General features: G+C 38.3%; 11 protein-coding genes. 10 read left to right on the top strand and 1 reads right to left on the bottom strand.

Going from position 1 to position 11817, the window contains the following annotated elements; genetic code table 11:
- Positions 1-252 precede the first annotated feature (252 nt).
- The 5 genes from folD (at position 253) to bsdcttw_RS14445 (ending at position 4126) form a co-directional block, all read left to right on the top strand.
- Positions 253-1110, top strand: coding sequence for a bifunctional methylenetetrahydrofolate dehydrogenase/methenyltetrahydrofolate cyclohydrolase FolD (gene folD / locus bsdcttw_RS14465; protein ID WP_185255558.1), 858 nt, complete (start codon positions 253-255; stop codon positions 1108-1110).
- Positions 1111-1122: 12 nt separating this feature from the next.
- A complete protein-coding gene (locus tag bsdcttw_RS14460; RefSeq protein ID WP_207726413.1) occupies positions 1123-1803 on the top strand; it encodes a hypothetical protein in 681 nt (226 codons plus the stop codon).
- A 78-nt stretch (positions 1804-1881) separates the two neighbouring features.
- Positions 1882-2004 carry a GTP-binding protein gene (locus tag bsdcttw_RS25535; RefSeq protein WP_185255556.1) on the top strand — a complete coding sequence of 41 codons (123 nt, stop codon included), beginning with the start codon at positions 1882-1884 and terminating at the stop codon, positions 2002-2004.
- 57 nt (positions 2005-2061) lie between these two features.
- The gene (locus tag bsdcttw_RS14450) at positions 2062-2859 is read left to right on the top strand and encodes a tetratricopeptide repeat protein (protein ID WP_185255555.1); all 798 of its coding nucleotides are present in this window, start codon (positions 2062-2064) and stop codon (positions 2857-2859) included.
- A 79-nt stretch (positions 2860-2938) separates the two neighbouring features.
- Positions 2939-4126, top strand: coding sequence for a GTP-binding protein (locus bsdcttw_RS14445; RefSeq protein ID WP_185255554.1), 1188 nt, complete (start codon positions 2939-2941; stop codon positions 4124-4126).
- Positions 4127-4271: 145 nt separating this feature from the next.
- Here the strand turns inward: bsdcttw_RS14445 and bsdcttw_RS14440 are convergent, their stop codons facing one another.
- The gene (locus bsdcttw_RS14440; RefSeq protein ID WP_185255553.1) at positions 4272-5885 is read right to left on the bottom strand and encodes a CvpA family protein; all 1614 of its coding nucleotides are present in this window, start codon (positions 5883-5885) and stop codon (positions 4272-4274) included.
- Positions 5886-6054: 169 nt separating this feature from the next.
- Between bsdcttw_RS14440 and rimO the strand changes: the two genes are divergently transcribed.
- From rimO to bsdcttw_RS14415, 5 genes are all read left to right on the top strand, one after another.
- Positions 6055-7410: a 30S ribosomal protein S12 methylthiotransferase RimO gene (gene rimO / locus bsdcttw_RS14435; RefSeq protein ID WP_185255552.1), complete on the top strand. Its 1356-nt coding sequence runs from the start codon at positions 6055-6057 to the stop codon at positions 7408-7410.
- Between the two features lie 237 nt (positions 7411-7647).
- Complete coding sequence (gene pgsA / locus bsdcttw_RS14430; RefSeq protein WP_185259822.1) at positions 7648-8187, top strand: CDP-diacylglycerol--glycerol-3-phosphate 3-phosphatidyltransferase; 540 nt, start codon at positions 7648-7650, stop codon at positions 8185-8187.
- 134 nt (positions 8188-8321) lie between these two features.
- Complete coding sequence (locus tag bsdcttw_RS14425; RefSeq protein WP_185255551.1) at positions 8322-9593, top strand: competence/damage-inducible protein A; 1272 nt, start codon at positions 8322-8324, stop codon at positions 9591-9593.
- 162 nt (positions 9594-9755) lie between these two features.
- A complete protein-coding gene (locus bsdcttw_RS14420) occupies positions 9756-10319 on the top strand; it encodes a regulator of G-protein signaling domain-containing protein (RefSeq protein WP_185255550.1) in 564 nt (187 codons plus the stop codon).
- Between the two features lie 184 nt (positions 10320-10503).
- Complete coding sequence (locus bsdcttw_RS14415; RefSeq protein ID WP_185255549.1) at positions 10504-11748, top strand: BaiN/RdsA family NAD(P)/FAD-dependent oxidoreductase; 1245 nt, start codon at positions 10504-10506, stop codon at positions 11746-11748.
- Positions 11749-11817: the final 69 nt, after the last annotated feature.

Below are 11817 nucleotides of genomic sequence, written 5' to 3'. Positions count from 1 at the left end.
CCTTCTTGATAAGGAAGACTATTTTTAGACGTGGGATTGCTTGGATTGTAAAAGGAAGACTATTTTTAAACCAGGGATTGCTTGGATTGTAAAAGGAAGACTATTTTTAATCCAAGGGCTGCTTTGGATTGTAAAAGGAAGACTGCTATGGTAAAATATTACCTGGATGATGCGTATTTTTTTCTCGCATGCCAGCGCCTGTATACTCCTTGGCGCAAATAGGAGGAGAGTTAGAAAGGGCAAGGTTTTATTATGGATAAGATAATTGATGGAAAGCAAATATCCTCAGCTTTAAAGGAGGAATTAAAAAAAGAAGTCAGTCAGTTAATGGAACAGGGAATTGAAGTTACTTTAGCTGTTATTCAGGTGGGAAGTGATCCTGCTTCCACTGTATATGTGGGAAATAAAAAGAAGGCTTGCGAATATATCGGTATTCGTTCTTTAGCTTATGAACTAAAAGAAGAAACGACACAAGAGGAGCTTCTGGCCCTGATAGAAGAGTTAAATCAAAAAGTAGAAGTTAATGGAATTTTAGTACAGCTTCCCCTGCCAAAGAATATAAAGGAAGATGTTATTATAAAGGCCATATCTCCCCAAAAAGATGTGGATGGTTTCCATCCGGAGAATGTCGGGCTTTTAAACACCGGGCAAAAAGGCTTTGTATCCTGTACCCCTGCCGGTATTATTGAGTTGATAAAGCGTTCCGGAATTCGTATAAGCGGAAAAGAATGTGTAGTAATCGGTAGAAGTAATATTGTTGGTAAACCCATGGCAGCACTGCTTTTAAAAGAAGATGCTACCGTGACGGTCTGCCATTCCAAAACAGTCGATCTAAAAAGTGTGGCAAAGAGAGCAGATATTCTGATAGCTGCACTAGGAAAGCCTAAATTTATCAATCGTGATTTCATCAAAGAAGGTGCAGTAGTAATTGATGTGGGCATACACCGGCTTGATAATAAGAAACTCTGCGGAGATGTTGACTTTGAGGACGTTTATGACCTGGTAAGTGCTATTACTCCGGTACCGGGCGGTGTAGGACCAATGACCATTACCATGCTTATGAAGAATTGTGTGGAAAGTGCCAAAGAAATGCAAAACTTAAGAAAATAGAGAAAGGTAATAATGATAATGGCTGGCAGCAACCATATTATAAAAGATGAGAACACCTATGTGGTTTTAAAATGTGAAGACAGTCCTTATTTGCCTGCTGATTTAAAAATTTCTCCTACCTGGGAGAAAGATAAGCAGTTTCAATATAGCGGTAATATGGAGGTAGAAGATTATAAGCTTTATCTAAAAGATTTATCTGTTTTTTGTGACCGAGGGTTTCCGGAGATAGGAAATGTAACACCAAAGCTTTCGGAAATCAGCTACGGAATTACGAATGCCTGCTATGAGGATATCCATGTACCGCTTATCTATACCGGCGGCATGATTATCGGAATAGGGTATCTTAAAGACTATGACAAAGGTATGATTTGCTCCGGACGCTATTATGAACCTGTATATTGTTATGAGACGTTATTGGAACTTATTTTTCAGGATGGCAGGCTTGTTACGGAAATCGACCATAGTAAAGCTATGAAACGGATTAGAAAAAATCTGGAGTTAGAACTGCGTTCCCTTGATAAAGAACGAGATGTAAAATGCATACGTCATTTTATTAATACCTCTTTTGTAGGAGATTATGAGCATCCCGGTAAAAATAAAAAAAAGAAACTATTCCGAATGAATGTTTATATAAAGAAATTGAGAAAATCCAATAATGATGCTTCCGACCAAAACAATCAGGCTCTTGGTTGACAGGAAAAAAGGGAAGGACTATAATGGTTAATGCAAATGATTTGCGTTAACCATTAATTGCGTTTGGAAGGACATTCGATGAGTAGTTATTCTAAGAAAAATATTATATTGATTACAGGTTATTTAGGTTTCGGCAAAACAACTCTGCTGAATGAACTGTTACAGAATATGGTAACTAGTGTTTATTGGAAAAAGTTATGATAAAGAAGAATTTATTCAAAAAATTATCTAATTGTTTATGGAAAGGCGGTGACAGTTATGAAGTCTGAATTGGAGGAAAAGTACCATTACCTTTATGAAAACCTGCAGAAGGCGCCACTAAAGGAATTAAAAGAATTTGTAAAAGCGTGGGAAGTGTCTGAGAACAAGAAGGATACTCCTTATTTTTCTCCAAATCATCTTTTGGAGTTATATATATACGAATACAAAGTCCAGGGTGAAAAATTCGAAATCTTAGACTGGAAGCTGCATCTGATATACCGGGAATTGGCAGAAAGATACACGAAAAAGGATGACCTGGCGATGGCTCTTAGCTATTATGAAAAAGCCCTTGATTTTAATCCGGTGGATGTGGAGGTTATATATGGATTGGCACATCTGTACCGGAATAGCGGAAATTTTGATATGCTTTATCAGACTGCCGTAAGAATGTATCCCTTCTGTTATACCAGAAGTGATATGAGTAAATATTACAGACTCCTTGGTATGTTTTACTTAGAGACGTACCAGCCGGAACTTGCAGAAGCACTTTATGAGTACAGTGAGTATTATTACCCCAATGAAGTTGCCTCAAAGGAAATAGAATTTCTGGAAAAAGCTTTAAAAAGAAAACATCAAGAAAGGGAAATCTCTGAACTCCAAGAGATATTAAAGAAGAAGAGTATACCGGTTATCCCAAGACAGGAAACTATGGGCTTGTTGTATAAAACAGCGCAGCTGGAACTTGGGAGAAATAACACGGAGTATGCCAGGTTTCTCTTCTTATTTTTATACCAGCTAACAGGAGATGAAGAAGCTGGAGAGATTCTTACCCGTTTAGGGCACCCGGTAAAATAAATGACAGGATAAGTAATCGTTCTATGGCTTCATTTAAAACAAAAACAAGTCTGCGGCTGCAGCGGAAAGAGAGGCAAACATGAACAAAAGAATACCGATTACACTGATAACAGGTTATTTGGGGTCCGGCAAAACAACCCTGCTAAATCAAGTGTTGAAAAATCAGAAAGGCTATAAGGTTGCAGTAATTGTAAATGATATCGGTGAAATTAACATTGATGCGGAACTGATCGAACGGGGAGGAGAAGTGACTCTGGCCGAAGATAATCTTGTAGCTTTATCTAATGGATGTATCTGCTGCAGCTTAAAGACGGACTTAATGAAGCAGATTGTGCAGTTAGTCAAGCAGAGGCGTTTTGATTATATTGTAATAGAAGCCAGCGGAATCTGTGAGCCCTTATCCATTGTCCAAACCATTGCTATGTTGGATGGAACTGTAGAAGATGAGCGCCTTCCTAATATATGCAGACTGGATAATGTGGTTACAGTAGTTGATGCCAGACGTTTGGTGGACGAATTTCTTGGCGGAAGAAGCCTTATAAAAGAGAATATTGAGGAAGATGATATCGAAAGTCTTGTCATACAACAGATAGAGTTCTGTAATACGATTATTTTAAATAAAGTATCTGATGTTACAGAAGCTGAAAAAAGAGAGATTCTTTCAATAATCAGGCAGCTTCAGCCGGAGGCAGAAATAATTGAAACTGATTATGCGAGGGTAGAAGTAACCAAGGTATTGAATACGGAAAAATTTTCTTTAGATAAAGTAGAGAGCTCCTCTGGCTGGAAGAAAGCCTTTTTAGAAGAGAAAGACCACTCCCATGAACATGAAAGTCAGCAGGAAGAACATACCCATCAACACAGGCACCATCATCACCATCATAATGGTGAAACGGATGAATATGGAATAAGTACCTTCCTTTACTATACAAGAAGACCTTTTATCTACGAAAAATTCGAGGAGTGGATAAATAGTAAATGGCCTGCCAATATAATCAGAAGTAAAGGGATGGTGTGGTTCTCTGACGAATGGGACAATGCTCATATCTTTGAGCAGGCAGGAAAACAGGTGAATCTAACACCGGCTGGACTATGGGCAGCAGCTGCTACAAAAGAAGAGCTTGAAGCAGCAATGAAGAAATATCCGACCATAAAAGAGAATTGGGATAAGACTTACGGTGATCGAATGATTAAGCTTGTTTTTATTGGAAAGAACATGGATAAAGTGAAAATCTGCAAAGAATTGGATGCTTGTCTAGATAATTGAAGTAGGAACTTATCGCTTATTATAATTTAAGATGATTCAGAATATAATCTCTACATGAATTCCATAATGAATAATTAAATATAGCCAAGTCTGTAAGTGTAAACAATAAATAAATGAGTTACATCTCACAGACCTGGCTATTATTTTACTCTTGAAGTTCTTCTACCGTATTATAGGAGGCACCTGGTGAAAAAGTTATCTTTAAGAAATCTCCTATGTTGTATCGTATAATTTCCGGGAATTTTTCTACATTGATATCAAAGATTCCGTCATTTCCCTGTAGTATAATATAATAATGGGAGTTACCGTCAATAACTACATCTGCAATCTTTGATATAATACCGGAGGCGGACTGAAGACTATCGGTGTCTTCCTGAATGATATTGTCATCCTGAAGCTTTTGCAGATACTGACGTTCACATTCCTTAATAGTTTCAGCGGTTGCTACGATCTGATACCTGGAGATGTTTACCATGGCATAGCTTTTCACAAGGCCGGCAGCATCTTTTAGAGCAATAAAATAAGTTGGTTCTCCGCCGATGTTAAGGAGCAATGGAAAGGTTGCGGTATAACCCAGATGCTGTACCTGGCCTTCGGCAGAGGCCATAGCTGAATATTCCTCGGCACCGGAGATTGGATAGTATCTGGTCTCTGCAGTTCGCTGATTCATAAGAACAAAACCTACATTGGATTCATCCTGACCTACAGAGGTAACACCGGTATAAACCCAAACGTCATCTTCCAGGGCAATGTAGTTATACCCCTGAGTGGTTTGCAGGGAATCCTTCTGACTAAAGACGGAATTCAGATAGCCATGTTTTAAAGTTCCATAGTAATTAAACTGCTGTATCAGCAAATCGGCAGAGTAAACACGGTCTACCCATTGGGGAACATCAGCTACTTTATAGGTCTTTAAATCACCGGTAATGGCATTCACAAGTACTACTTTTCCAATAGTTTCACCACCGAACAGCCCGATAGTGTAGCTCTTGACAGGGCACACCCAGTAAGGCACACCGGATTCATCAATTTCGAAGTTATAAGAAGCGAAGACATAAGCCGGGTAGTGAAAACGCAGATAACGGTTTAGATATCTGCCAAAATGGTCTGACTGGGAGTATTTTATGCCTTTTGATAGTTTCACCAGAGACACGTTTTCCGTAGTCATATCTATACGCATATAGGCAGGTATACCGTTTTTGTGATTAGTAAACCATTTTATAGCGTTGCCGTACTTTAAAGGAGTGACTCTGTTAGGAACTCCTTTATAATTAATCTGAGTATAATCATCTGATACTTCAAACTGTGATACATATTCTGTGATACTACCCATCTTCCTGGAACCTAAAAGAGTTGCAGAAGTTTTATCCAGGACAGGAATCTCGGAATAGGAGATTTCTTTAATGTCTTTTTTAAAATCTCCTTCCTTTACTGCAAGGAGCTTTTGGTATTTTGAGGAATTAATAATAGGGGAGGACAAAAGCGCGCCTCCGATATAAAAGAGGGTAACAGCAATGGTCAGGGCCAAAGAAGCCTTTATAAAAGGACCTTTCAGAAAGTCTCCCGGACTTGTAATTAACTTATCTTTCTTGTTAAAGGCAAAACCAATAACAAGGGTGAGTACAATCATGGCAATGATAATAAAGAACCAGAAGCCGTGGGAGTGTACATTCACAGCCGGCAGTGTGATATAATAATAAACAAATAATATCAAAAGAGCGGCGATTAGGCTGATTATAACATTTCGCGTTTTTTTCATATATTTCATACCTTTCATATAATTTCTTTTATCTTAACAAAAAAAGGATAAAAGTCAATTAGAATCAGATTAAAAATAACTGTTTCCTTTTCTACAAAAAACTGTTAAAATGTCAAAGGTAACAAAAAACATAGATTGAACAACAACAAAAGTAGAAATGAGGAATTGAATGAATATATTTTTTGTTTCGCTGGGATGCGACAAAAACCTGGTGGACAGTGAAATAATGCTTGGAATTGTAAAAGAGTATGGCTTTACCATAACCGATGAGGAAAAACAGGCAGATATTATTATTGTAAATACCTGCTGCTTTATAAACGATGCCAAGGAAGAAAGTATTAATACCATTTTGGAAATGGGGCAATATAAGAAGAACGGTAAATTAAAGGGATTAATTGTAACAGGATGTCTTGCACAACGCTATAAACAGGATATTTTGAATGAAATACCGGAAGTAGACGGAGTGGTAGGTACAAAGAAGTATGATGAAATAGCTTCTGTTATTGATGAGGTATTAAAGGGAAGCAAGTCAGTTAAAATAGACGAGGATGTTAACAGCAAACACCAGAAATACAAGAGAATTAATACGACTGGCGGTTATTTCTCTTATTTAAAGATTGCGGAAGGCTGTGATAAGCATTGTACTTATTGCATTATCCCTAAGGTAAGAGGCAATTATCAGAGCAGACCAATGGAAGAAGTACTGGAGGAAGCTAAAGAGCTGGCTGATAACGGTGTTAAGGAGCTGATACTGGTAGCTCAGGAAACAACACTTTACGGAAAGGATATCTACCAGGAGAAATCCTTGCATAAACTTCTAAGAGAGCTATGTAAGATAGAAGGAATTGAATGGATTCGAATACTCTACTGCTATCCGGAGGAGATTACTGATGAACTGATAGAGGTTATGAAATCCGAAACCAAAATCTGTCACTACCTGGATATCCCAATTCAACATGCCAGTGATGATATATTAAAGAAGATGGGGAGACGCACTACCAAGGAAGAGCTGACCATCATGATAAACAAATTAAGAAGAGAAATACCGGATATAGCTCTTCGGACAACCTTAATTACCGGCTTTCCCGGTGAAACAGAGGAAAATCATGAAGAAGTGAAAGCTTTTGTGAAGGAGATGGGGTTTGAAAGACTTGGTGTATTCACCTATTCCAAGGAAGAAGATACGCCTGCTGCCAAAATGCCCTCTCAGATTAGAAAACCCGTAAAAGTAAAACGTCAGAAAGAAATTATGGAATTACAGCAAAGTATTGCATTCGAAAAATCAGAAGAAAAAATCGGTGACAGATTAAAAGTATTAATCGAAGGAAAACTGCCGGATGAATCTCTGGATGATTATGGAATGGACAGCGGAAATGTTTATATCGGAAGGACCTATATGGATGCTCCCAATGTGGACGGATACATTTTTATTCCTACCAGAGCAATGATAATGTCCGGTGAATTTGTTGAAGCTGTTGTGACTGAAGCAAGAGGCTATGATTTGGTAGCGGAACTTGTAAATTAAATTAATTTTTGAATTCTAATTACGTTTTTCATATTTCCTGCAGCATTAAATTAGTTTGGCAGTGTACACCTTCCTCGTATTAAATGGATAATACACTGGTAATGCGTACAGGGAAATCATGGGTGAAAGAAAATCTAAATTGAAAGGATTGCCACATACAGATTCTTTCACTCCAAGTTATTTGTGGCAATTACGCAGGCAAACCTGTGTAATGCAATGGGTATAAGGATGAATAAGATGAATCTTCCTAACAAAATCACGATAGCAAGGGCTTGCATGATACCGGTTTTTCTAATATTTTTTCTGGTGCCGGGTATTACCGGAGGCAAGTATATTGCAGGAGTAATTTTTATTGTAGCCTCTCTTTCTGATGCTTTGGATGGATATCTGGCAAGAAAAAACAATTTGGTTACAAACTTTGGTAAGTTTGCTGATCCCTTGGCTGATAAACTGCTGGTTTCAGCTGCGCTTATCTGCTTTGTAGAATTAGGGCTGGTTCCTGCCTGGATTATTATCGTTATAATCTCCAGAGAATTTATTATCAGTGGTTTTCGCCTGGTAGCATCGGATAACGGAGTTGTAATAGCTGCAAGTTATATCGCAAAGTTTAAAACAACTGCTCAGATGATTATGGCAGTTCTTTTGATTTTTCACTTTGATAACCCTGTATATCATGTACTGGAGCAGATATTTATCTATCTCTCACTGGTATTGACGGTGGTATCTTTGATTGACTACATGTATAAGAATAGAAAAGTACTATCAGATAAGAAATAATGAATCAAATTGAATGTTACACTGTAAGGCAGAGAAAGGAGACGCAGCGGCAGCTGCGTTGACTGATGATACAGCGGCGGATGGTATTGTAAGTTACCATTTACGATAATATCAGACAGTCAGTGCACTAGGATATGACAGTTGAATTAATTAGTGTTGGAACGGAAATATTACTAGGAAACATTGTAAATACAAATGCAAGCTTTCTTGCAGAAAAATGTGCTGCGCTTGGAATGGCGAATTATTATCAGATCTCTGTAGGCGACAACGAAGAAAGACTGAGTGGTGTAATTAATACGGCTTTATCCCGTAGCGACATTATAATCCTGACAGGGGGACTTGGTCCCACGGAAGATGACCTGACGAAGGAAGTTACGGCTAAAGTATTAAAGCGCAGGTTGGTGGAAGATGCTGGTTCGAGAAGCAGAATCGAAGAGTATTTTAAAGGCAGAGAAAGAAAAGATATTACTGAAAACAACTGGAAGCAGGCACTTATAATAGAAGGCTGTCAAGTTGTAGAGAATAACAATGGAACAGCCCCAGGGCTAATTGTGAAAACAGAAGAAGGAAAGATTATTATTCTGATGCCAGGACCTCCGGGTGAGATGATCCCGATGTTTGAAGAATCCATTGTTCCTTACCTGAAAACTCTTTCAGAGAATGTTCTGTATTCGGAGATGGTTAAGATCTGCGGGATTGGTGAAAGCAAGGCAGAAACCATGATAAAAGATATGATAGATTCTCAGACCAATCCTACCATAGCGCCTTATGCTAAAAATGGAGAAGTTCATCTTCGTGTTACCGCATTGGCAGCTACAAAAGAAGAGGGAATGCTTCTTACGGCACCGGTTGTTGCAGAGTTAAAGAAACGTTTTGGAAGCCATATATATACCACAGATGAAAAAGTGACGATTGAAGAAGCTGTGATAAATCTGTTAACGAAGTTTAATTTAACGGTTTCTACCGCTGAATCCTGTTCCGGAGGACTTTTAGCCGGAAGGCTTGTGAATGTTTCTGGGGCTTCTGCTGTTTTTGAAGAAGGCTTTATAACCTATTCCAATAAGGCTAAAATGAAGTATTTAGGTGTATCTGAAAGTACTCTTAAAAAGTATGGAGCGGTCAGCAGTGAGACAGCAAAAGAAATGGCAGCAGGTGCGGCTAAGGCGGCAGGAAGCCTAGCAGCTCTTTCTGTAACAGGGATTGCAGGTCCGGAAGGCGGTACAGAAAGTAAACCCGTTGGCCTTGTCTATATCGGATGCTATTTCGATGGAAAGATAGAAGTAAGAGAATTTCATTTTAAGGGAAACAGACAAAAGGTTAGGGAATATACGGTAATTTCAGCGTTAGATTTCCTTCGTACCTCTTTAGTAAATGCTTATGGTGAAGCAATAGAAAATAACAGATAAATGTTATGGTTTATTCCTAGAATATGGATATGAAAAAGATAAATTCTGCTGTATAAAAGACAAGGTTTTAACATAAAAATGACATACTTGGCACCTATTATAATAACTGGAGTGAGTATAGATGTTATGCCTATGTTTGGTAAATCAGTAGGAGTGATTAGAATGAAAAATACGACAAGGAAACTTACTGTAATCCTGGTTTTATTTTTAATCGTATTAACAACGGCATGCACAAATAAGGTTGAGGTAAAAAAAGATACTTCCATTACAATCGTAACACCTTCCGCAGGGCAGGACAAACAAACTGCCAAATCCGCAGTAACACCATCTGCAACAAAAGAAATCTCCATCTATACCATGAACGAAAATACGCAGGATGTGGAATCCGTATCAGCATTTGTAAGTGAAGATACAAAGATTACACCGGAATTTATCGTTGACAAGGTAGCAGATTCTTTAGCAGAACGGTTAATTGATGTGGGAATTGATAGCGTAACAACAGAAAAGGATACGGTTATTGTAAGCTTTCTCTCTGATGCCCCGCCTGTTGTTCAGGTCGATTTAACGGTTGAAACAACCATTCTGGATGCCATTGCACAAAGCCTGGTAGACAACCTTCCGGAATATCCTAAAGTGATTTTCCGAATTGAAGGAAAGGAATATAAGTCAGATAATCTATCTTTCGGATTGAATTCTGTTTATCTGGACGGTAACAAGTCAAAATAATATGACTAAAAAAAGAGGCTTATGCCTCTTTTTTATGAGATTTCAGTTCTGCAGAAAGTTTGCGATGAATTTTGAAAAGTATAAACCCTGTACTTGAGGAAATTATAATAATTAAGGTGAAAAAGTTTTCACAAACAATAGCATGGTTGTTAGTGCGGATACTAAAAAGCAAATGGGAGATAAAATGAGCAAGGATAAAGATAAGGTAATAGTAATAGGAGCCGGAGCTGCCGGTATGATGGCGGCAGTAATCGCTGCCAGAAACGGACATGAGGTCCTGCTTTTGGAGAAAAATGATAAAGCCGGCAAAAAGCTCTATATAACAGGAAAGGGTCGTTGTAATATCACCAATGCCTGTGATATGGAAGATTTGTTTAAGAATGTCATGAGTAATCCCAAATTCCTGTACGGAGCTTTTTATGGATATAATAATTACGATGTTATTGACTTCTTTGAGCAGCTTGGGTTAAAGACCAAGATTGAAAGAGGCGGAAGAGTGTTTCCGGAGTCAGACAAATCATCAGATGTTATCGGTGCCTTATTAAGAGAGTTGAAAAAACTTCACGTAGAAATCAGATACCAATGTGAAGTTGAACAGATTCTTACAGAAGACTCTAAGGTGAAGGGGGTTTCTATTAAGAATACCTCCGAGATAATCTATTCTGGCAAAGTAATTGTTGCCACCGGCGGTCTGTCTTACCCTTCCACCGGCTCCACCGGCGATGGTTATCGGTTTGCTAAAGCTATGGGACATTCGGTCACCAAACTTAACCCTTCCCTTGTTCCTATGAATATCAAGGAAATCGAACTTGTGAAAGAACTTCAGGGCTTATCCCTTAAGAATATAGAAATAACAATTACGAATCAGGGAAAGAACCTATATTCCGATTTTGGAGAGCTTCTCTTTACACATTTTGGTGTGAGCGGACCGGTTATTTTAAGTGCCAGCAGCTTTTTGGTACCTCATATGGGAAAGGGTGAGCTTACTTTGTCGATTGATTTGAAGCCAGCCCTTACCAGAGAACAGCTGGATGCCAGAATATTAAGAGATTTTGATGAATTTAAGAATAAACAATATAAGAATGCGCTTGATCAACTCTTGCCACGCAAGATGATTCAAGCTATAATAACATTAAGTAAAATTGATCCTGAAAAAAAAGTCAATCTTATTACGAAAGAAGAAAGAAAGCAGTTGGTAGACGTATTAAAAGCAATGCCTCTTCACATTGAGAGATTAAGGGACTACAATGAAGCTGTTATTACAAAAGGCGGAATAGCAGTGAAAGAAATCAATCCCTCAACTATGGAATCAAAGCTTATATCCGGGGTATACTATATCGGAGAAGTTTTAGACCTTGATGCCCTGACCGGAGGCTTTAATCTTCAAATAGCCTGGTCAACGGCATATCTTGCTGGTATTTCTGTGTAAATCTTTCGGATTTTGTAAATCTTTCAGATTTACTGAAGTTAAAGGCTGGATTTTAAATATACCCTGCTA

This window comes from Anaerocolumna chitinilytica (assembly GCF_014218355.1).
GTDB classification, from domain to species: Bacteria; Bacillota; Clostridia; order Lachnospirales; family Lachnospiraceae; genus Anaerocolumna; species Anaerocolumna chitinilytica.
Note: the sequence above shows the minus strand (reverse complement) of the source record. Positions and strands in the feature narration are given on the sequence as shown.

Coding starts and splice junctions, on each gene's coding strand:
- folD (WP_185255558.1), top strand. CDS start 253: ATGGATAAGATAATTGATGGAAAGCAAATATCCTCAGCTTTAAAGGAG.
- bsdcttw_RS14460 (WP_207726413.1), top strand. CDS start 1,123: ATGATAATGGCTGGCAGCAACCATATTATAAAAGATGAGAACACCTAT.
- bsdcttw_RS25535 (WP_185255556.1), top strand. CDS start 1,882: ATGAGTAGTTATTCTAAGAAAAATATTATATTGATTACAGGTTATTTA.
- bsdcttw_RS14450 (WP_185255555.1), top strand. CDS start 2,062: ATGAAGTCTGAATTGGAGGAAAAGTACCATTACCTTTATGAAAACCTG.
- bsdcttw_RS14445 (WP_185255554.1), top strand. CDS start 2,939: ATGAACAAAAGAATACCGATTACACTGATAACAGGTTATTTGGGGTCC.
- bsdcttw_RS14440 (WP_185255553.1), bottom strand. CDS start 5,885: ATGAAAAAAACGCGAAATGTTATAATCAGCCTAATCGCCGCTCTTTTG.
- rimO (WP_185255552.1), top strand. CDS start 6,055: ATGAATATATTTTTTGTTTCGCTGGGATGCGACAAAAACCTGGTGGAC.
- pgsA (WP_185259822.1), top strand. CDS start 7,648: ATGAATCTTCCTAACAAAATCACGATAGCAAGGGCTTGCATGATACCG.
- bsdcttw_RS14425 (WP_185255551.1), top strand. CDS start 8,322: ATGACAGTTGAATTAATTAGTGTTGGAACGGAAATATTACTAGGAAAC.
- bsdcttw_RS14420 (WP_185255550.1), top strand. CDS start 9,756: ATGAAAAATACGACAAGGAAACTTACTGTAATCCTGGTTTTATTTTTA.
- bsdcttw_RS14415 (WP_185255549.1), top strand. CDS start 10,504: ATGAGCAAGGATAAAGATAAGGTAATAGTAATAGGAGCCGGAGCTGCC.